Annotated in this window: 22 protein-coding genes and 1 pseudogene; 4 read left to right on the top strand and 19 right to left on the bottom strand. The window is 36.5% G+C overall.

Translation table 11 applies throughout. The features are described from left to right. Positions 1–7 precede the first annotated feature (7 nt). Positions 8–154, top strand: a complete 147-nt coding sequence (locus JFU54_RS30265; protein ID WP_306302660.1) for a phage portal protein — start codon at positions 8–10, stop codon at positions 152–154. A 343-nt stretch (positions 155–497) separates the two neighbouring features. Here JFU54_RS30265 and JFU54_RS23940 read toward each other — a convergent pair whose 3' ends face one another. Continuing rightward, positions 498–1,523, bottom strand: a complete 1,026-nt coding sequence (locus JFU54_RS23940) for a DUF2515 domain-containing protein (protein ID WP_016101471.1) — start codon at positions 1,521–1,523, stop codon at positions 498–500. Between the two features lie 103 nt (positions 1,524–1,626). Between JFU54_RS23940 and recU the strand changes: the two genes are divergently transcribed. Continuing rightward, positions 1,627–2,229 carry a Holliday junction resolvase RecU gene (gene recU / locus JFU54_RS23935; RefSeq protein ID WP_002030800.1) on the top strand — a complete coding sequence of 201 codons (603 nt, stop codon included), beginning with the start codon at positions 1,627–1,629 and terminating at the stop codon, positions 2,227–2,229. Positions 2,230–2,295: 66 nt separating this feature from the next. Further along, the gene (locus JFU54_RS23930) at positions 2,296–5,016 is read left to right on the top strand and encodes a penicillin-binding protein 1A (RefSeq protein WP_201066612.1); all 2,721 of its coding nucleotides are present in this window, start codon (positions 2,296–2,298) and stop codon (positions 5,014–5,016) included. 42 nt (positions 5,017–5,058) lie between these two features. On the opposite strand, the pseudogene JFU54_RS23925 reads toward JFU54_RS23930, so the two are convergent. The 17 genes and pseudogenes from JFU54_RS23925 to JFU54_RS23845 all read right to left on the bottom strand — a co-directional run. Then, a pseudogene (locus JFU54_RS23925) lies at positions 5,059–5,559 on the bottom strand (YpoC family protein); the annotation flags it as partial. A gap of 3 nt (positions 5,560–5,562) precedes the next feature. Then, entirely contained in the window at positions 5,563–6,210 is a 648-nt protein-coding gene (gene nth / locus JFU54_RS23920) for an endonuclease III (RefSeq protein WP_000933020.1), read from the bottom strand. A gap of 15 nt (positions 6,211–6,225) precedes the next feature. Continuing rightward, positions 6,226–6,933: a DNA replication protein DnaD gene (gene dnaD / locus JFU54_RS23915; protein WP_000728546.1), complete on the bottom strand. Its 708-nt coding sequence runs from the start codon at positions 6,931–6,933 to the stop codon at positions 6,226–6,228. Positions 6,934–7,054: 121 nt separating this feature from the next. Further along, entirely contained in the window at positions 7,055–8,242 is a 1,188-nt protein-coding gene (aspB, locus tag JFU54_RS23910; protein ID WP_002011860.1) for an aspartate transaminase AspB, read from the bottom strand. A gap of 18 nt (positions 8,243–8,260) precedes the next feature. Continuing rightward, positions 8,261–8,764, bottom strand: coding sequence for a cell wall elongation regulator TseB-like domain-containing protein (locus JFU54_RS23905; RefSeq protein WP_002141044.1), 504 nt, complete (start codon positions 8,762–8,764; stop codon positions 8,261–8,263). Between the two features lie 7 nt (positions 8,765–8,771). Beyond that, positions 8,772–8,942 (bottom strand): YpmA family protein, encoded by a 171-nt coding sequence (locus JFU54_RS23900; RefSeq protein ID WP_002086589.1) that lies wholly within the window; start codon positions 8,940–8,942, stop codon positions 8,772–8,774. A 250-nt stretch (positions 8,943–9,192) separates the two neighbouring features. After that, positions 9,193–11,997 (bottom strand): ATP-dependent DNA helicase DinG, encoded by a 2,805-nt coding sequence (gene dinG, locus JFU54_RS23895; RefSeq protein ID WP_201066610.1) that lies wholly within the window; start codon positions 11,995–11,997, stop codon positions 9,193–9,195. A gap of 130 nt (positions 11,998–12,127) precedes the next feature. Beyond that, on the bottom strand, positions 12,128–12,511 hold the full coding sequence (gene panD, locus JFU54_RS23890) for an aspartate 1-decarboxylase (protein ID WP_000490176.1): 384 nt from the start codon (positions 12,509–12,511) through the stop codon (positions 12,128–12,130). 12 nt (positions 12,512–12,523) lie between these two features. Next, positions 12,524–13,372: a pantoate--beta-alanine ligase gene (panC, locus tag JFU54_RS23885; protein WP_016101475.1), complete on the bottom strand. Its 849-nt coding sequence runs from the start codon at positions 13,370–13,372 to the stop codon at positions 12,524–12,526. Further along, on the bottom strand, positions 13,372–14,208 hold the full coding sequence (gene panB, locus JFU54_RS23880; RefSeq protein ID WP_002011854.1) for a 3-methyl-2-oxobutanoate hydroxymethyltransferase: 837 nt from the start codon (positions 14,206–14,208) through the stop codon (positions 13,372–13,374). The genes panC and panB overlap by 1 nt, the downstream gene beginning before the upstream one ends. 342 nt (positions 14,209–14,550) lie before the next feature. Beyond that, a complete protein-coding gene (locus JFU54_RS23875; RefSeq protein ID WP_201067304.1) occupies positions 14,551–15,531 on the bottom strand; it encodes a biotin--[acetyl-CoA-carboxylase] ligase in 981 nt (326 codons plus the stop codon). Further along, positions 15,516–16,709, bottom strand: a complete 1,194-nt coding sequence (locus tag JFU54_RS23870) for a CCA tRNA nucleotidyltransferase (protein WP_201066608.1) — start codon at positions 16,707–16,709, stop codon at positions 15,516–15,518. The genes JFU54_RS23875 and JFU54_RS23870 overlap by 16 nt, the downstream gene beginning before the upstream one ends. Further along, a complete protein-coding gene (gene bshA / locus JFU54_RS23865; protein ID WP_199673371.1) occupies positions 16,696–17,841 on the bottom strand; it encodes an N-acetyl-alpha-D-glucosaminyl L-malate synthase BshA in 1,146 nt (381 codons plus the stop codon). Before bshA ends, JFU54_RS23870 begins: the two co-directional genes overlap by 14 nt. Then, complete coding sequence (gene bshB1, locus JFU54_RS23860; protein ID WP_002011848.1) at positions 17,838–18,542, bottom strand: bacillithiol biosynthesis deacetylase BshB1; 705 nt, start codon at positions 18,540–18,542, stop codon at positions 17,838–17,840. The genes bshA and bshB1 overlap by 4 nt, the downstream gene beginning before the upstream one ends. A gap of 11 nt (positions 18,543–18,553) precedes the next feature. Further along, positions 18,554–18,949 carry a methylglyoxal synthase gene (gene mgsA / locus JFU54_RS23855; protein WP_000684753.1) on the bottom strand — a complete coding sequence of 132 codons (396 nt, stop codon included), beginning with the start codon at positions 18,947–18,949 and terminating at the stop codon, positions 18,554–18,556. Positions 18,950–18,963: 14 nt separating this feature from the next. Further along, positions 18,964–19,764, bottom strand: a complete 801-nt coding sequence (dapB, locus tag JFU54_RS23850) for a dihydrodipicolinate reductase (protein WP_002126457.1) — start codon at positions 19,762–19,764, stop codon at positions 18,964–18,966. After that, the gene (locus JFU54_RS23845) at positions 19,761–20,105 is read right to left on the bottom strand and encodes a nucleotide pyrophosphohydrolase (RefSeq protein WP_002011846.1); all 345 of its coding nucleotides are present in this window, start codon (positions 20,103–20,105) and stop codon (positions 19,761–19,763) included. The genes dapB and JFU54_RS23845 overlap by 4 nt, the downstream gene beginning before the upstream one ends. A 391-nt stretch (positions 20,106–20,496) precedes the next feature. Here JFU54_RS23845 and JFU54_RS23840 point away from each other — a divergent pair, with 391 nt between their 5' ends. After that, positions 20,497–21,378 (top strand): YitT family protein, encoded by an 882-nt coding sequence (locus JFU54_RS23840; RefSeq protein ID WP_002011845.1) that lies wholly within the window; start codon positions 20,497–20,499, stop codon positions 21,376–21,378. 28 nt (positions 21,379–21,406) lie between these two features. On the opposite strand, the gene JFU54_RS23835 is transcribed toward JFU54_RS23840, so the two are convergent. After that, on the bottom strand, positions 21,407–22,057 hold the full coding sequence (locus JFU54_RS23835; RefSeq protein ID WP_002141041.1) for a uracil-DNA glycosylase: 651 nt from the start codon (positions 22,055–22,057) through the stop codon (positions 21,407–21,409). Positions 22,058–22,076 lie beyond the last annotated feature (19 nt).

Genomic DNA, 22,076 nt, shown 5'->3' with positions numbered 1-22,076 from the left:
GTATGCCATTATTAGAAATGGTAACAATACAAAAAGGAGGTGTATTACGATGGCAAAAAATAAAAACGAAAAAAAGAAAAAGCAAAACAAACAACAAAACAAACCTGAGACTGGTAATCCAAAGCTTGATGGTCCAAATTTCCCCGCTACATAAAGTGAAACTTTAATCAGTGGGGTTTTGTTCATCCCCCACTGATTATTAGCCCGCACCAATCGGGTGTTTACGGACAGCAGGGCTTCCACCTACCTTCTTTGCTCCAGCCAAATTTTGAGGTGGGAGTTTTACTGTCCGCAAATAGCGGGATAAAATGACACTTTAACCAAAGTGGCTTTTACAAACAACTATTTTCTAGTCTACCTTACCTCTTCGCTTTCGATAAGTGTTGAAGTTAAAGTCGTACTGCCGGCAAATAGCCGATTAGAAAGTAACTTGTTGTAGAGCATATTACTTTTAATAAAGAAGTCCCGCCCTCATTTAAGAAGGCGGGACTTCTTTATTATATCATGAACTCATCCATTCTTTTAACAAAACTACTTAATATAGAAAGAGTATGTATTTGCTCCCTCTTCTTTCTATACCATTCTGTTATATTAATTTCCCCCTTAGGTTTTTCAAGTAAAAATAATGAATCTATTTCCAACCCTTCACTAAACCAATCTTTTTCAATTAACTTTTCATGAGTGACAATAGAATACGCATCCCGAAGAGCCGGCGTACATGATTTTCTAATTCCCCTTATATTACATTCATAATCCATCCTTGATCCTGTATGCCTAGTTTGCACTGCAAATTTATAAAAAGAAGCCTTATACTTTGAATGAAATAATAACCAAGCTAATTGTTTCCCCAGTTCTATACGTTTTTGCAACGTTTCAAATTGATAAACTGAAAATCCATACATTCCCCCTTCCACCATTGGAAAAATAACTGCACTAACGTGAAATATTTCTTGAAATTTGAATAGTGCAGTATCAAATACATGTTTTTGAAAGTATGCATTCTCAATTACTGGTTTTTGAATTTTATTTTGTTCATTAATAATAAGTGCCGTCATAAGCCTATTTATATCTTTTTTCTCCCAAAACGCGCCCCATTCTTTTTCCATAAAAATTGATATGTTGAAAAATTGTAACAAATGAAAGAGCGGCGCACATCTCTTTTTACTTTCCTCATACAGTAATAGTTGAGGAAATGCATCTAAAAAAATGAGCCAATTGGCTTTCTCATACAAATGAAATAATCGTCTCTTAACTGTTTGAGATAAAAGATTAGAATAATATTCTCCTTCTAAATCTGTCATGTTCCATCCCCCATTCCTTGAAACCATGCTTGCTAAAAAAGACCATCTAATTTCTCTATTTCTCAAATAATATTCTTGGTAAGATTGTGTACGTGAAATATTATCTACGTTAGCTACATCCGTGCTCTCCTTAATATTAAGAACTATAGCTTTTTCCTCTTCTGTACAAAAAATATCATTACGGGTCTGTTTAATTTTTTCGTAATCATTCCATCGAAACATGAGTAAGTCACCATACCTTTCTTGAAAAAGGTCACATCTTTTTTCATTTTTTGATATAATCACCTTTGTAAGTAAATCTTATCAAGTTGGGAGTGGACAAAATATGACCATTCGTTACCCAAATGGAAAAAGGTACGATCAAGCTTCACAACCTCATAAAACACCAATAAAAAAACATACTTACAGTAATAGAGGTATGTCCCTTGAAGAGGAATTGAATGACACCAATCAATATTACTTAACCCATAATATTGCATGCGTACATAAAAAACCTACACCTCTTCAAATTGTAAAAGTAGATTACCCCGCTCGAAGTGCTGCAGTGGTAAAAGAAGCGTATTTCAAACAACCTTCTACAACAGATTACAACGGTGTATACAAAGGGAAATACATCGATTTTGAAGCGAAAGAAACTAAAAATAAAACCAGTTTTCCACTTCAAAACTTCCACCTTCATCAAATTGAACATATGAAGCAAGTAGTCGCTCATAATGGAATTGCATTTGTTATTATTAAATTTACACTTTTTGATGAATTTTATTTATTAGATGCAAAACATATTATTGCATTTTGGAATCGTCAAAATACTGGTGGACGTAAATCGATTACAAAACAAGAAATAGAAGAGCATGGGTCTTTATTATCATGCGGTTATCACCCTCGAATTGATTATATCCGCGTACTAGACACGGTTTATTTTTCGTGATAGAGTCATCACTAAGGCTCTTTTTTCGACTTTTGGGGGAGAGAATGAAAGGTAGGAGAAAGTATAATGTCAGATAATTATCGTTCTCGTACAGAACGAAATCATGTAAAAAATCAAACGAAAGAAACAAATAATAAAGAAGAAAAACCAAAGAAAAAAGGTTCCTTTTTCAAGAGATTTCTTATAGGTTGTCTACTTCTTGGTATCGTCGGTCTCGTAGCTGGCGTTTCGGCCTTCTTTGTTATGGTAAAGGACGCTCCAAAACTAGACAAATCAAAGCTAGTCAATCCTTTATCAACAAAATTCCTTGATAAAAACGGGAATTTCTTCTATGAATACGGTGCTGAAAAACGAACCCATGTTACATACGATCAAATTCCAAAAGTAATTGAAAGTGCATTCCTTGCGACTGAGGATGCTCGTTTCTACGATCATAATGGAATTGATTTTAGACGTACTGGAATGGCAGTCATGGAAAATGTCACTGGTGGTTTTGGATCACAAGGTGGTAGTACGATTACACAGCAAGTAGTTAAAAACTATTTTCTAACGATGGACAAAACTGCAAAAAGAAAAGTGCAGGAATGGTACTTATCTTATAAGTTAGAGCAACAGTACTCAAAACATGAAATTTTAGAAATGTACTTAAATAAGATTAACCTCGGTAATCGCTCTTACGGTATTTCAACAGCAGCCAAAAAATATTACGGCAAAGATTTAAAAGACATACAACTACACGAAGCTGCAATGCTCGCTGGTTTACCCCAAGGTCCTAACATTTATGATCCAACAAAACCAGATAACGTTGATAGAGCAACGAAACGTCGTAATATCGTATTAACATTAATGAACCGACACGGGTATATAACGAAACAAGAAATGAATGACGCAATGCAAATCTCTGTAACACAAGGACTTCTTCCATCTTCAGAAGTGACTGAAATGAAGTATCAAGCATTTATAGATGCTGCTGTAAAGGAAGTTGAAAAAGAATACCCTGATGTAAATATCGGTTCAGATGGTTTAACGATTCATACAACACTTGATCAAGATGCTCAAGATTACGCTGAGAAAATTATGGATGGCAATCTCATTAAATATCCAAACGATCAGTTCCAAGGATCATTTGTATTTATGGATACACAGTCTGGAGAAGTTCGAGCAATCGGCGCTGGTCGTAAAGAAAGTAAGTCTACTTTCAAAGGTCATAATATGGCAGTTGATTTAAAACGCCAAGTTGGTTCAACAATGAAACCAATTTTCGACTATGGTCCAGCAATTGAGAATCTTCAATGGTCTACTTATCATCAATTAAATGACTCTGAATATACTTACTCTGATGGCACAAAGATTAAAAATGCTACAGGTAATTTTAAAGGTGACGTTTCACTTCGTGAAGCATTGAAGAAGTCATTAAACATCCCGGCTTTAAAAACAGCTCAAGCAGTCGGTATTCCTAAGGCACAAGAGTTTGCTGAAGGTTTAGGAATGACGTTTAAAGATGGGAAAGCATATGAATCTACTGCAATCGGTAGTAATGAAGGCTCTCCGTTAGATGTCGCTGGAGCTTATGCAACATTTGGAAATGACGGTGTATACAATAAACCTCATTTCGTTAAAGAAGTTATTTTCCCAGATGGAAAAAAGAAAAGCTTTAAACCGAAAGAACAGCGTGCAATGCACGACTATACAGCTTACATGGTTACAGACGTTCTTCGTGACGTAGTAAAACCTGGTTCTGGCGGTACAGGTCCAACAGCATATGTTTCTGGATTCGACGTTGCTGGTAAAACAGGAACACAAAACTTTGATAAATCTGTTATTAAAAAATACGGTATTCCAGCAGATGCCAACAGAGATAGTTGGTTCGCAGGATATACACCACAATATACAATGGCTGTATGGACTGGTTATGAAAAAGATAGCCCAGAAAATTACATTAGCGATCGTTCTACTAGAATTGCTCAGCAAATGTTCCAAGCAATGATGAGCAAATTTGCTACGGATAAATCTCGTTTCGAGCGCCCTTCTTCTGTACAAGAATTAAATGGAGAACTGTACATTAAAGGTGCGAAAAAAGATGCAGTTAAAGAAATTAAAGTAGATCCACCTAGTGGCCTTAATGTCGCTTTCGATGGCGCTAGCACAGTGACACTGAACTGGTCTGGACCATCATCAAATGTTGATGCATACGCAGCAAGCTATAAAGCTACTGACGGTTCTAGTGGTAGCTTATCAGTAAGCGGTACGACAGCTACTCTTGGTGGTATTAAACCAGGTGTTACTTACAGTTTCTCTGTAGTAGCGAAAAAGGGTACTGGAACAAGCCCTGCAGTTGGTGCATCCTTCACTGCCCCTGGCGGAACTCCAGATGCGAAAAAAGCTGACGAAGAAGCTAAGAAAAAAGCTGACGAAGAAGCCCTGAAAAAGACCAATGAAGATAAACTAAAACAAGAAGAAGCTAAGAAAAAAGCTGATGAAGATCAGCGTAAACAGCAAGAACAGCAGCAACAGCAACAACAAGAACAACAACGTAAACAACAAGAACAACAGCAGCAACAAGAACAACAACGTAAACAGCAAGAAGAAGCTCAAAAGAAAGCCGCTGACGACGAGGCTAAGAAGAAAGCTGACGAAGAAGCTAAGAGAAAAGCCGACGAAGAAGCTAAAAGAAAAGCTGACGAAGAAGCTAGAAAAAAAGCTGAAGAGCAACAACAGCAACAGCAACAAAATACCGGGGAAGATACACCTCACGCGGACGGAAATGTTGTTACAACAGAGTCTTAATAAACAAAAAAGAAGTCGGTTTCTCTTAATGAGAAACCGACTTCTTTTTGTTATCATTTTCTTTACATATAGCTTTTCTATTTCGATATACAACTGTACTAATTGAATATACGAATGGTAATTACTCGGTTTCTTTATAATAAATGAATATCGCTCCATAAAATTAACAGGTTGTACTTCCAATTTATTCGTATTTACTTGCATCTCATTCAAACTATGAACAGGCTGCTGATTTAACCAATATATAACCGATAGAAAGTGCGCTGCAAAAAGAATCATCGGACCCTCAGCTTCTTGTTTTTTTCTGTTCCGAAATAGTATAGCAATTTCTTCATGCTTGCTTTTCCATATATTTAACACCGCTGGAATACTTGTTTCAATTTCATTCCATGGCTCATATTTTCTTTCAATATCAAATATAAAGTAAGTATTTTGTATTATCTCTTCAAAAGATTGGTCTGTGTGATACGTAATCGAATTTGCACTCTCTTTAAAAAATGGTATGCACCGAAACTCTTTCGGTATTTCTATAACTCGCTCCATCCTTTATTTCCCCTTCATTCGTTTCTTTCCTTCGCGACATATTTCTAGTAATCGACACTCTTCACATTGTGGTCGCTGCGCCTTACAGTAATAACGTCCGAAGAAAATCATACGGTGGTGTGTAACTCCCCACTCATCCATTGGAATTTTCTTCATCAATGTCTTTTCCACTTCTAACACAGAATCTTTCCATCTACAAATTGCTAACCGTTTACTCACTCTCTCTACATGCGTATCAACAGCAATCGCTGGAATCCCAAACGCTACCGAAACAACTACATTCGCTGTCTTTCTCCCTACTCCTGGTAATTTCGTCAGCTCATCACGGTCTTCTGGAACTTTCCCGTTATAATCATCTAGTAACATCCGGCACAATTTTTGAATATTTTTCGCCTTATTTCTAAACAATCCAATGGAACGTATATCTTGTTGTAATTCTTCTAAAGACACACTTAAATAATCTTCTGGTGTTTTATATTTTTGAAATAAGTTTTTCGTCACTTTATTCACAAGTGCATCTGTACATTGCGCAGATAATGCCACTGCGATTACAAGTTCAAATGGATTATCATGAATTAATTCACAATGCGCTTCTGGATACATATCCGCCATTGTATCTAAACAATAACGAATTTGCGTTTTGTTCAACATATCTTTCCTCCTACACTACTGCTCCAACCAATTATAAAAAGGCACTTTCCCAGTAAATTTCGTCTCTTGTTTTGTCGTTTGTTGTGTGCGTTGTTGATTCGCTCTAAATTTCTGGCCTTGATTTTGCGCTTGATCTACCGTTTTAATTCCGTTCTTTTTCCACTCAAACAAAATACGATCAATATACCGGAAATTAAGTTTACCACTCATAACAGCTTCACGAAGAGCCGCTTGAATTAAATTCGGATGGTGTTGATCTTGATCTTCCCACATCCCTAATGTTTCACATTCAAATGGCGAAAGTGGTCTTCCGAATTCTTTTTCAAATACTGTATATAAATTTACTTGAATTTGTTTTTGTTCTTTTTGCTCTTCCTCTATAGATTCATTCATTAAAAAGTGCAATATTTTTTCCCACAGTGGTTGTAAAGAATAACTTTCACACATCATCGCTTCAGATCTTCGTCCACCTTCTAGTGCTAAAAAACCTTTTTGGATTAAAGTCTGAATCACTTCCATGCATTTCATTTCTGTTATCGTCATCCGTTCTGAAATCTCTGAAGGAGTCGGGAACGAATTACCTGATTCTAAAAATGTGTGTACATGAAGTACTACCATAAATTCCGTCTCATTTAAACCTAGCTTTTTATAATGCATCATAAGCAATTTAGGAATCGCTATGCTTCCCTGTTCAAACCATTGTAACATCATTTTCTTTTTCATCACCAAACACCTCGTTCTCTAGTATAACACACCTTTAGCCATTTCTTTTTGCCACAATTCTTCAAAAAAACCTCCCTATATATAGGGAGGTTTTTTGCCATTTACTACAAGAAACAGACGATTAAGCCTGTACTTTACTTTTCATGAACGTATGAATTCGTTCTAATGCTTTCTCAACTTGCTCAAGAGATGTCGCATACGATAATCGAACGTTATTTGGTGCACCAAATCCTGTACCTGGAACAAGAGCCACCTTTTCTTCTTCTAATAATGCTTTTGCCCACTCATCAACTGTATCATACCCAGCTAACGCTACGGCTTCTTTTACATTTGGGAATAAGTAAAAAGCACCTTGTGGCTTAATGCAAGTGAAACCAGGAATTTGAATTAATTTATCATAAATAATGTTCAATCTTTCTTCAAACGCTTGACGCATTGTTTCTACAGGTTCTTGTGAGCCTGCATACGCAGCAATTGCACCGTATTGAGCAATTGAAGTAGGGTTTGACGTACTATGACTCGCTAAGTTCGTCATCGCTTTAATAAGCTGCTTATTTCCTGCTGCATATCCAATACGCCAACCTGTCATAGAATGTGATTTAGATACACCATTAATAATAAGTGTTTGTTCTTTTAATACATTAGAAAGCTGGGCAATTGAAGTATATTCCGCGTCACCATAAATTAATTTTTCATAAATCTCATCTGAAACGATTAAGATATCATGCTCTAAACATACTTCTCCAAGCTGTTGTAATTCTTCTTTGCTGTAAATCATCCCTGTTGGATTGCTCGGTGAATTAATAATAACAGCTTTCGTTTTCTCTGTAATTGCCTCACGCAGCTGCTTTGCTGTAATTTTGTACTCATTGCCTTCTAGACCTTCTACATAAACTGGCTTACCACCAGCAAGCTTTACTTGCTCAGGATAACTTACCCAATAAGGAGTTGGGATGATAACTTCATCTCCTTCATCAAGTAACACTTGGAATAATGTATATAATGCATGCTTGGCACCATTACATACAATAATTTCAGATGGATCATACGCAATTCCTTGATCACGAGTAAACTTCTTCACAATTTCTTGTTTTAACGCTTGTAATCCACCTGTTGGTGTATATTTCGTATGTCCTTCTAACATCGCTTTATGCGCAGCATCCATAATATGTTTTGGCGTATTAAAGTCAGGTTCTCCTGCTCCTAATCCAATTACATCATGACCTTCTGCTTTTAATGCTTGTGCCTTTGCTGTAATTTCTAAAGTTGCAGATGGTGTTAAAGCAGCTACTCGCTTTGCTAATTTCATTTGTAGTTCCCCCTACATCTATTTTTCAATGCTGTAGTGTCCAGCATAAACCCCATTTTGAAACTCTAAATAGTAATACGTATAACGATCTTCCTGATCAATATATGTAATTTCCCACAATGGAATATCGTTTTGAGCACCTAATTTTACTTTTATAATTTCTTTTGGTTTCGGCTTCGGCTCAGCACCTTCTCCTGTAGCTTGTTCAGCCAATTTTTGCAAAGCTTCTTTTTTAGAAATACCTTCGCTCTTTTTCTTCACAAGGACATTTCCTTTTTTATCAGGCACCCAAACGATAAGTTGTTCTCCTTTTTCATCTGTACCTTGTACGACTGTATATGAAGATTTTCCGTTATAATAATCAACGGTATTTACCTTTGTAATCTTTGCCTTTTCTTTCGCAATTTCTACAGACTTTGACTCTTTTGGAATTTTCTTTTCCATCGCTTTATTATAAACATATGCCCCATATATTCCGCTAGCAACGATAACGATAATGATTGTAAAGATCCACTTTTTCATTGTATCACTACGTTCTGTAAATCGTAAATACAGCTGTTTCTTTATCTTTTTCGTCTAATGCTAATCCGAACATGAGGTCCTGCTCTTTTAACGTACGATTCAAACCATCAACAATTTTATACAAGTCAGACGAATATTTAATACGCGTCGTTGATAGGACTTCGATTTTCTTATCCATGAAAAAACTCCTCCGTTACACAAAAATTTCTAATTATAGAAGAACGCAATGCGGTTACAATAAGAGTACATTCTTTACAACCCCTGCTTCATCACCCATCTATTATAGCAGGACATGTACAGCAAAAAAAGGTTTCAAATCGAAAAGCAATATATTTTGTATACAAGAAGTAAGAAAAATAAAATTCCTCCTACCCACATTTTTTACGCCTGAAGTTTAAATGTACTTCAGGCGTATTTTTCTTCCAATTTTATTCATTTGACGATTCTTCTAACTGTACTAACAATTCTTCTAACGGTCCTTCATAGAGCGGTACAGTTGGGATTGATTGTAAAAATCGTTTTCCATAGGAAGAACTTGTCAAACGACGATCTAATACAAATACAGTTCCCGTATCTGTATTTGTTCTAATAAGACGACCAAACCCTTGTTTGAAACGCAAGATTGCTTGCGGGAGCGCCAACTTATCGAATACGTCTTCTCCTTGATTTTTTAACCACTCTCCTTTTGCTTCCATCATCGGCTGATGAGGAGGGGTAAAAGGCAGACGGACAATGACAAGACAGCTTAGGGCATCTCCAGGTATATCTATCCCTTCCCAAAAACTACTTGTTCCTAACAAAATCGATTTGTCGAACTCCTGGAATTTGCGGATTAGACGACTTCGGCTCTTATTATTCACACTTTGCGTTAATAATAAATATCCTTCTAATGTCTCATCATTTTTCAAATTCGTATACGCTTCTTTCAACATTTCATACGAAGTGAATAAAACGAGCATTCTACCTTTTGTAGCTTTCGCTATTTTCGCAATATGTGCCGATATAGACTCAATATATTCTTCATTACTTGCTTTCTTAATAAAAGGTACATCCGTTGAAACCATTAATTTCATTTGCTCTTCAAAACGGAATGGTGATGGAACCTTTAATGTATTGGGAGCAAAATCATGTAAACCTAGCTCCTCTTTTATATAGTCGAATGAATCATTAACTGTTAACGTTGCTGATGTGAAAATAACACTCTTTTTCTGGGTTAAAAATTCATCAGCAAATCTTTCACCAATATGAACAGGCTGCGCATATAGAACTGTTGAATGAATCGTTCCCTTCGTTTCAGTCTCCATCCATGTCACGTATGAATTTTTTTCTAAAATGAGTAATTGTAAAGATTGTGCCATCTTTCTCAACAACTCAATTAAATGCATAAATTCACCTGTAACGACATGCATCTCCCATTCTAATTTACTTTGCAATATTTCAGCTTGCTTCTCAAGTGTAGTCAATAACTTTCTTACATCATACACAAATCGATTTGTTAACTCGGTAATGCTATCCCATAACTTACCTTTCTCTACTTCCGTGTTATATCGATAAATGAGTGGCATATTGCTCATCCCTTGTTCCTGCTTTGTTTGTTTAAATACGAAAGTCCGTAACATTTGAAATAGTTCATCCGCATCAAATTTCAATTCCTTCAAACTATGACTCACCATACGGAAAGTCGAACGCGATGCTTGCTCTGATTTTTTCATCATTTTATATACTTTAGAAAGTACATCATCTGTTTCTAGCGTACCAAGACGAGATAAAGCTAATTGAAAATACATGCATGAGAATTGTTCACCTAATGTTCTACTCGCCGCTTCCTCGATATGATGAGCTTCATCAAAAATAATATGTTCACATGAAGCAAATAGTGGTTCTTCACTTGAAAAATCTTGAAATAATAACGCATGATTTGTAATAACGATATCTGCAAATAATGCTTTATTCTTTGCTCTTTGATAAAAACAACGACTATACCAGTTGCTTTGCATCCCGCCTGGACTATGTACATCACTACAAATACGGTTCCAAAGTAACTTGCCGCCCTCAGGAATATTCAATTCATCACGATCGCCAGTTTCCGTTTGCAATAACCACACTAAAATTTTTGCCTTTGTGAGCGCCATATCATAATTTTTCTCTTCCTCTTGCAAAGTATATTCAAATTTGTGTAGACAAAGGTAATGCTTTCTTCCTTTCAGAAGAGCTACTTCAAATGAAAATGGCATTATTTTCTTTAATAAAGGAATTTCTTTTTCTAGTATTTGTTGTTGCAATTGTACAGTTTGTGTACTTATAATGACAGGTTCTTCTTTTTTCTTTGCGAAATAAATACTTGGAAGTAAATATGCAAACGTCTTCCCCGTACCTGTTCCTGCTTCAATCAGTGAAAACCTAGAATCTCTTAGCGCTGTATATATTTCCTTCATCATAATTTGTTGGCTTTCTCTTTTTTCAAACTTTGGCATATTCAATTCAAGTTTATCGATTGTCTTATGTAAGAAAGCATCAAATTTAGATGAGTATGTTTCACTGAGGCTTAAAGAATAATTCCGCTTTCGAAGCGCAATATTTCGATACACCTCACACTCCTCTGCCTCTTCTTTACCATGCATCATTTTCTTTAAAATATTTTCAGAAAGTACATCAGCTATATCACTTTGGAAAACATCACTTAATTCATAAAGCGATTGTAATGTGACAAGTGGTAACTTTTCAATTTCACTTAAAAATTGTAAAAACAACTCCGCTGTTGCAAGAGCATCACTATCCGCACGATGTGGTTGATCGTGCTCTAGTTCATGCTGCTTAGCTAAATCACGTAATTTATAACTATCAGCTGTCGGCAAAAGAATTTGCGCCAATTCAACTGTATCAATTTTAGGACAATGTACTTCTGTATATCCAGCTTGCCTTAATTCTTCATTTAAAAAATTCCAATCAAAGTGAACGTTATGTGCAACAAAAGCCGCACCTTGTAATAGCTCAACAATCATCGGGGCTACATCTCGAAATAACGGGGCTTGTTTTACAAGATCTTCATCAATCCCAGTTAATTCTGTAATAAATAGGGGAATCTCTCTCTTCGGATTAATAAAAGATGAAAAAATCTCTAATATCTCTCCATCTTCCACTACAACAGCTGCAATTTGGGTGATTTTATCCTTCCCATCCTTCCAGGAGTTCCCTGTCGTCTCTAAATCAACAACGACATAACGCTTACTCATATATGTAACACCTCAATTTCTTACCTATCAAACACAAAAATTATATAATGTTACTATACCACGTTTTACCTCATCTTAATGAAAAGATGCACAAAAAAGCTATCTCCTTAATTAGAGATAGCCTTCCTACTTATAATATCGTGCCAGCTTTTTCAGCACCTAACATTTCAATAATTTGATTATCATCGTCTAATACTGCAATTTTCGGCTCTTGTTTATGAATATTTTCTTCTGCCACTAAACCATAGCAAATAATAATAACTTTATCACCCGGTTGTACAAGCCTTGCAGCTGCACCATTTAAACACACAACACCGCTACCGCGCTCTCCTTTAATAACATATGTCTCTAAGCGAGCTCCATTGTTATTATTTACAATTTGTACTTTTTCATTTTCTACAATATTTACCGCATCCATTAAATCTTCATCAATTGTAATACTACCTACATAATTTAAATTTGCTTCTGTTACAGTTGCACGATGTAACTTCGCTCTCATCATTGTGCGAAACATAGATGCTCCCCCTTATTTCCCCATTAATGTTATATTGTCAATTAATCGTACATTTTCAAACTTAACTGCAATCGCTAAAATGATTCTTCCTTCAATTTTATTTATTGCTTTTAATGAAGGATATGCATATAAATCAGCATAATCTACAGTGCCTTTTGTATACTTCTCAATATGCTCTTTCACAAGATTCATAATGATTTCCGGATTACGTTCGCCTGCCTCAATTCGTTCTTTCGCTATACATAGACTGCCGTATAAATGAGGAGCCTCTTCACGTTCTTCTAGTGATAAATACACATTACGAGAACTTTTCGCTAATCCATCTTCTTCCCTTACAATATCAACTGGTACGATCGTAACGGGAATATTAAAATCAGTTACGAATCCTTCAATTACAGCTACTTGCTGTGCATCTTTCATACCGAAATAAGCACGCGTTGGCAATGTAATATTAAATAGTTTCATTAGTACAGTCGCCACACCAGCGAAATGACCAGGTCTTTGTTTGCCACATAATACGTCGGTACGCTTCACAACTTCTACTGTTGTCGTTTGTTCTGCTGGATACATCTCTTCTACACTCGGATAAAATAAATAATCAACACCATTTTCTTTTGCTACATTTTCATCTCTAACAATATCACGTGGGTATCGATCTAAATCTTCATTTGGTCCAAATTGTAGTGGATTTACAAATACACTTAAAACTACAATTTCATTTTCTTCCCTTGCCTTACGTAGTAACGTAGCATGCCCTTCGTGTAAATACCCCATCGTTGGAACAAAACCGATACTTTTTCCACTTGCATGCAGTTCGTTTGTAATTTGCTGCATCTCTTGCACTGTAGTTATGATTTTCATTATTGTTTTCCTCCGTATAACGCTAAGCACTCTTCCTCTTTCATTGTAAATGAATGTTTTTCTTCAGGAAATTGCCCTGTCTTTACTTCAGTAACGTATTGCGAAATCCCTCGCACAATCTCCTCTTGAACAGACGTATATTGCTTCACAAATTTCGGAACACGATTTACGCCGTACGAGATAAGATCGTGGTATACAAGAACTTGCCCATCTACTTTTTGTCCTGCTCCAATTCCAATTGTAGGAATTGTTAACTGCTCTGAAATAAGTTCTGCTAATTGCATTGGCACACATTCTAGCACAAGTGCTATCGCACCAGCTTCCTCACATTTCTTTGCATCTTCTATTAATTTTTTTGCACTTTCAGCATCTTTCCCTTGTACTTTATACCCACCTAGCACTCCTACAGATTGAGGAGTTAAACCTAAATGCGCCACAACGGGAATTCCCGCATTCGTTAAGTAGTGAATAGTTGATATAACTTCTCCAGCACCTTCTACCTTTAATGCATGTGCCCCGCTCTCTTGAACAATGCGACGTGCATTAATCATCGTATCTTGCAATGAGACATGATAAGACATAAATGGCATATCAGTTACAATAAACGTCTCTTTCGCTCCGCGGCGTACAGCTTTCGTATGATGAATCATATCCTCTACTGTTACTGGAACTGTTGAATCATACCCAAGTACAACCATTCCTAGAGAATCACCCACTAAAATCATATCGACTTTAGCTTCTTCTGCTAATTTAGCAGATGGATAATCATACGCCGTTAGCATTGTAATCGGCTCACCTTGCTCTTTCATTTTCAAAAAATCTGTTTTTGTTTTCAAAAACTACTCCTCCTTTATGCAGGAGAGAGGAGATGGCCGAAATCATATAAAAAACCCCTCTGGCCATAAAAGGGCAGAAGGGTTGTGTGTTAGTCGGCATTATTCATCCCTCTGTCCCAGTCCATTATTGGATCAAGGCAGAATCCAAATTATTATTTTTTCATACTGCGTAAAATAATGGTGCAGTTCGCTTTGATACTGCCCATATTCGAACTAATTATAGCAAACTCTGAAAAGGAATTGCTACATTTTTTCGAAAAAATAATTTTTTATCCCTATTACGGTATGTGAAATTTATTAGTATCTAAATGACAAAAAGAAGCTCCAAAATAGGAACTTCTTTTACTTAATTTCTATATCAGCAGAATGAATGTGGTGCACTTGTCCTTGATGATCCTCAAGTAACAATACACCATCCTCCGTAATTCCTTTTGCTAGCCCATTAATAGTTTCCTTCATCGTTCGAGCTGTAATTTCTTTTCCGATACTTACTGCGTAACTTTCCCAAAGAATTTTAATAACAGAGAAGCCATTTTTTAAATACTCTTCATACAATTTCTCTAGTTGCAAGAAAATTTGTTGCATAAGTTCCGCACGAACAATCGGCTTACCCGATTCAATTGCTAATGAAGTTGCAATTTGCTGAATTTCCTCATCAAAATGTTCTTGTTTCTGATTTGCATTAATGCCAATTCCCATAATAACAGCATTAATTTTATCTGGATCAGCTTGCATCTCCGTTAATATACCGACAGCTTTTTTACCTTGAATTAAAATATCATTCGGCCACTTAATCCCTACGTTTACACCGGTACATTTTTCAATTGCTTGCGCTACGCTAACAGCTGCTAATAAAGTAAGCTGTGGTGCATGATGAACTGGAATCGAGGGACGCAAAATAATACTCATCCAAATTCCTGTTCCTTTTGGGGAATACCATTTTCTACTTAAACGTCCTCTACCTGCTGTTTGTTCTTCAGCAACGACAATTGTTCCCTCTTCTACGCCTTCATAAGCAAGTCTCGCTGCAATATGCTGAGTAGACTCAACCGATTCTTCAAAATAAACCGTTCTACCGATACGCTCTGTTTGTAATCCTAATTGAATCTCATTCGCAGTTACTTTATCTGGTTTACTAGCAATTCGGTACCCTAAGCGGCGTACAGCTTCTAGTTCATACCCTTCATTACGAAGGTCCTCCATATGCTTCCATACAGCGGTTCTCGAACAACCAAGTTTGTCACTAAGTATTTGACCAGATACAAATGCACCATCTGCTTCAGAAAAAACTTGTAATAACTGCTTTCTTATAGTAGATTGCATCTTTGTAGCCACTCCCTTATATCCTCTTTCTTATTAACTAAATCTCCTTGTACGATTGCTTCTTCAATATTTTGAAGCATTTCGGCAACCCACGGACCTGGCTTTTTATCTGTCCAGCTTAATAAATCATTACCAGTCACATTCATTTCTTGACGATTTTTTATCGGCAATGCATGAAATAATGATTGTACTTGCTCAACAGACGCACTATTATAACTTTCTATTATCGCTTCATATACTCTTTCCGCCATCTCAGCGATGCGAATCCCAGTTTTATAAAGAAGGATTGTATCCCACTCCTTCTCCTTTCTAGAACGAATTGCTAATAAAACCGCTACGATATCTTTAATCTTTTTATTCGAGAACTTCCATTGACGCAGAAAGACAGATGGATGCTCTTCTCCGATACAATATAGGAAAAATGCCCACGCCTCAACGTCTGTTTCGAAAGAATCCCATTTATACTGCGTAGCTTTCAAGAGTCTTTCTTCTGACATTTGCAAATATGGCAGATGAGAAAATAGCTTAGTTTCTACTAACTCTTGAAGACCATTCACACAATATGTACCGGTCAACAATTTTTCAAATTCAACTGTAATTCTTTCAATCGCTATATGTTCGAGCAAATGCCCATACGTTTCAATTGCTTGTTTCGTCTTTATTTCCAAAGAGAAACCTAACGTACTTACGAACCGAATACCACGCATCATTCGCAGTGCATCTTCTTGAAAACGGTCTGCAGCATCTCCAACCGTTGTAATTTCCTTCAGACGAATCGCTTCTTTCCCAGCAAATAAATCAACCATTTCGCCTTCCTCTGTCATTGCAATTGCATTCATCGTGAAATCACGTCGTTTTAAATCCTCTTCTAATGAACGGACAAATTGAACACTACTAGGTCTTCGAAAATCTTCATATTCGCTTTCTGTTCGAAAAGTAGTTACCTCATACGGTTCACCATTTTCTACAACAATTACAGTTCCATGCTCAAGACCAACCGGAACATGTCTTGGGAAAATAGCCATTACTTCTTCTGGTAAAGCAGATGTTGCGATATCGATATCTCCAATCGGTCTATCGATAATAAGATCGCGTACACTTCCACCAACGAAGTAAGCCTCATGTCCGTGCTGTTTTAACATCTCAATAATTGAACTAGCTTTTTTAAATCTTTCCATTCTTGTCATCCCTTAGTATGTCATAATAAATCGCCTCATACTGTGAAACGATTTTTTCCGAACGAAACTGCTCATATACAGATTTCATCGCTCGCTCTCCCATATTATGGTGAAGTTCTTCATTTTCTAGTAGCTGAATTGCTTGCTTAGCTATTCCGTCTGTATCTCCAACTTCACATATATATCCTGTTTCACCATGTTGAATGACCTCTGGAATGCCCCCAACCCTCGTTCCGATACTAGGCACACCACACGCCATCGCTTCTAATATAACAAGACCAAAACTTTCCTTTTCTGATAAAAGTAGCATTAAATCACTCATCGCAAGAAGCTCTGCAACATTATCTTGCTTTCCTAGGAATAAGACACGTTCCTCAATATGTAAACTTTTCACCAATTGTAAAATAGTACAGAACTCTGGTCCATCACCAACAAGAAGCAATTTCGCATCTACTTCCTTTACAATTTTGGCAAATGACTGCACAACATCCTGTACACGCTTAACCTTTCGGAAATTTGAAATATGAATCAACACTTTTTCATTTTCTCGTATACCATATTCTTTTTTTAATTGAGACATATCACGTTTGAAATAAACACGTTCATCTACAAAATTGTATACCGTCTCAATTTCTTTATCTGGTTTTACAAGTTCATTTGTTTCTTCAATTAACGAATGTGACACAGCTGTAACAACATCAGATTGTTCAATACCAAAGCGAATTAAATTATTTAACGAAGGGTCGGAACCTAACACAGTAATATCCGTTCCATGTAAGGTCGTAACAATTTTAATACGCTCCCCAATCATTTGTTTTGCTAAATATGCACAAATAGCATGCGGGATTGCATAATGCACATGTAAAATATCAAGGTTTTCTCTTTGAGCAACCTCTGCCATTTTACTCGCTAATGCTAAATCGTAAGGTGGATATTGAAAAACAGAATATTGATTTACTGTTACTTCGTGAAAATAAATGTTCGGGTACACTTTATTCAACCGAAATGGTACACCCGATGTAATAAAATGAATTTCATGCCCGCGTTCCGCCAATTGCTTTCCTAACTCTGTCCCAACAACCCCAGAACCACCTACAGAAGGATAACATGTAATACCTATTTTCAATTTCATTTACATCCCCCTATTAAATCAGCATGTAATAAAACCGGTTTCTTACTCATAAATCCTTCGGCATACAGCACTCCAACTTCTTTCCCAAACATCTTCTCCCGAGCGATTACAGTTTCAACGTATCCTTCGGTTAATGGCGTCTTAACACCATCACTCCCTGTTGAAAACTGACTTTCATACGCTTCTAACGCTTCCACCTTTTTAGAAAGGTATTCACTAATATCTATACAAAAATTCGGTTTATGAAAACCATTAATCATATAATTATAAAAAGACTCTACACGGTGCGGCGGAAGTTCAGGCATATATTTACGAATTCCCGCTGAAAAGATAGCTTCTTCCACAAGTTTCGCGCAATTAGCATGGTCTGGATGACGATCTTCGTAATATGGTGCGAAAATTAGTGTTGGTTTATATGTACGAATAATCTTTACAATTTCACGTATATATTCTTCTTTCATATACAAACCACGGTCTGGCATTGCTAAATTAATTCTCGTTTTTACTCCCATAATACGAGCTGCAGCCTTTGCTTCTTCTTTTCTTAGTTCTACCGTTCCATTTGAAGAAAGATCAGCTTCTGTTAAATCGCAAATGCCTACTTCATATCCTTGCTTCGTATACTTTGCAATGGTACCTGCCATGCCGATTTCAACATCATCGGCATGAGCACCAAACGCTAATATATGTAATCCACTCATAATTGTTCCCCTCATTTTCTTAACTTTCGGTAATCTAAATCTCCCCGCTCTAATGCATGCATTAGCATTTCAGCACTTGCCATATTTGTTGCTAATGGGATGGCGTATACATCACATAAACGAAGTAACGCATTAACATCTGGTTCATGCGGCTGGGCTGTTAGTGGATCCCGGAAAAAAATCACCATATCCATCTCATTTTTTGCAATCATTGCACCAATTTCTTGATCGCCACCGAGAGGACCGGATTGATATCTTGTTACAACTAAACCAGTTGCCTCCATAATACGAAGTCCTGTCGTTCCTGTTGCAAAAAGTTCATGTTTTTCAAAAATTGGTTTATATGCGTATGCGAACGAAACCATATCATCTTTCTTTTTGTCATGTGCGATTAAGGCAATTTTCATCCGTTGTCTCCCCTTTAGTCGATAATATTTTCTAAACCGTACACAAGATGATCAAGGTTCATTACTGTTTCAATTGATAGTTTTACACCTGACATAAATGATGCACGGTTGAATGAATCATGACGAACTGTTAACATTTGTCCATCTCCGCCGAACATTACTTCTTGGTGTGCAATAAGCCCTGGTAGACGTACGCTATGAATGTGAATACCGTCTACATTTGCACCACGTGCCCCTTCTAATTGTTCCGTTTCATTAGGGTGCCCTTGCTCTTTTGGTACACGATTTTGACGGATTAATTCTACTGTTTTTACAGCTGTACCAGATGGTGCGTCTAATTTTTGATCATGGTGTAATTCAATTACTTCAACATCTTGGAAGTACTTCGCTGCCATTTGTGAAAATTTCATCATAAGAACTGCACCAATCGCAAAATTTGGAGCGATAATTGTTCCTACTTCTTTTTCTTTTGCATTTTCTGTTAATTGCTTTAGTTCTTCTTCAGTAAATCCAGTTGTACCAATAACTGATCTAAGTCCACGTTCAACTGCAAGTGTCACATGTTTCTTTCCAATTTCTGGTGTTGTTAAATCTAACAATACATCTGCTTCTACTTCATCTAAACAAGTATGTAAATCCGCGTAAATAGGTGCATCTAGCGCTGGCATTCCCGGTAAATCAGAAATTTTTTCTCCGCCATGCTTATAATCAATTGCTGCTACTAAATTGAAATGCGCTGTTCTTTCCATAAGAAGGACTGCTTCATATCCCATGCGTCCTCGTGGTCCAGCGATAATTACTTTAATTTCTTTCATGCGTCTTTCTCTCCCTCATCAATACGTGTCCAACGATCTTTATCACGTGTATTAAATTTATTCATTACAATGTTATGCGCTGTTTCTAAATCAATATTTAAACTATTTGCCATACAAATCATAACAAATAAAACATCTCCAAGCTCTTCCTCAACACTTCGTTCTTTCTCAGTCGTTTTCTTTGGTTTCTCACCATAATAATGATTAACCTCTCTTGCAAGCTCTCCCATTTCTTCAGTTAAACGAGCCATCATTGCAAGCGGACTAAAATAACCTTCTTTAAATTGACCGATATATGCATCTACTTCTTTCTGCATATCTTTCATCGTTTTTGCTTCCATACTAGTCACCTCTTATTCCTTCCTCTTTCATGTTAGCCAATTCATCGCGATTTGACAAATATTATTCCCTCATATCACTATTTACGACTCTTTTTAGGATAGACTATAATAAAGTGAAACTTCTTTTGCGTGATTTTTACAAAAGATCAGCCTGAACCAATCGGGTCCCTGCGGCTGGTTCGACCTTTTCTTCTTCGCTTTTCCCTCTACCAGCCGTTGGGACGGGATAAAGTGAAACTTTCTTTTGCATTTTTTCCGCACAATATCAGGCTGAACTAATTAAGCTCTTATACCATTCTCTATTTTTACTATCAACTAGAAATAACTTATTATTATGTTCTATCGTTTAAGAGGAGCAATGCAATCATTACATAATTAGGGGGATTTCTAAATGACATCAAATTTGAAGATTCGAAATATCATTTTTATTTTAATCGGTTCCGCTATTTTTTCTTTCGGTATTGTGAATATCAATATTGAAAATCATCTTGCAGAGGGTGGATTTACGGGCATTACGCTATTATTATATTTTAAATTTTCACTTGATCCTTCCTATACAAACTTAATTTTAAACGTCCCTCTATTTTTCATTGGCTGGAAATTACTCGGCCGAACAACATTTTTATACACATTAATCGGTACATTTAGCGTCTCTTTATTCCTTTGGGTGTTTCAGCGCTACGAGGTTCTCAACTTACATTTAAACTTGCAAAATGATATGACACTGGCTGCTTTATTCGCTGGGGCATTTATCGGCATAGGACTTGGAATTATATTCAAATACGGCGGGACTACTGGCGGTGTTGATATTATCGCAAGGCTAGCTCACAAATATGTTGGCTGGAGTATGGGAAAAACGATGTTTATGTTTGATGCGGTCGTTATCATTATCTCTATTCTTACATATTTATCATATCGCGAGGGCATGTATACGTTAGTTGCTGTTTTTATCGGGGCTAAGGTTATTGATTTCATGCAAGAAGGTGCTTATGCAGCAAAAGGAGCAACTATTATTTCTGATAAAAACGATGAAATTGCTTCAAAAATTTTATCAGAAATGGAGCGCGGAGCAACCTTTTTAAAAGCAGTTGGATCCTATACAAAAATAGAACGTAATGTACTATATTGTGTTGTTGCTAAAAATGAAATCGTAAAATTAAAAAATATCATTATTTCAGTAGATCCACATGCCTTTGTCGCTGTAAGTGATGTACACGATGTTGTTGGTGAAGGATTTACATTAGATGAAAATAAAAAACCGTTACATAATTAAATTCAGCTAGAAAAGCTCTGTAGCTTTTCTAGTTTTTTATTATAAATCTTTTAAGTTTCTCCAAATCCTCATAAATAAGCTCCAACAAACTCCGATTATAGAAAATAGAAGCTGGATGAAAGGTCGGAAAAATATGATATTCTTTTTCTGACCAAATAAATTCTGTACTGCTGCTATCTTTCAATCGCTGCACAGGTTGCTTTAACAATTCTCCATGAACATCCGTAATTTTATTATTTTTACCAACTAAACGCTGTAATGCAATATTACCAAGTGTGACAATAACCGGCTGCTGTATAAATTCCAGTTCATAATCTAGCAAAGGTGCATGGGCAAGTATCTCACCTTGATTCGGTGTTCTATTGTACTTCTTCTGTATTATTTCGCCATTTCGTTCCCTTTTCTCTCTCCATTTATAAGGTCTACTCCGGACCGCACTCGTAATATATACTTCTTCCCTTGTAACGTGAATACGTTCTAAAAATTCCATTAAATGTTTTCCCGCTCTCCCACTAAATGGAATCCCATTATGAATTTCTGTTTCACCAGGTGCTTCTCCAACAAGCATTAATTTCGGTTTTTTAGGGCCCTGTCCACTTAAAAAACCTTCTAATTGGTATGTAGCACTACGCTCCTTCACTTGTTTAACTAAATAATATGGATATTCTATGTCCGTCACCTTCTTTCATCATTCCATA

The organism is Bacillus sp. TH19, assembly GCF_016651075.1.
Classification (GTDB): Bacteria; Bacillota; Bacilli; order Bacillales; family Bacillaceae_G; genus Bacillus_A; species Bacillus_A mycoides.
This window is presented reverse-complemented; position numbering and strand designations above follow the sequence as displayed.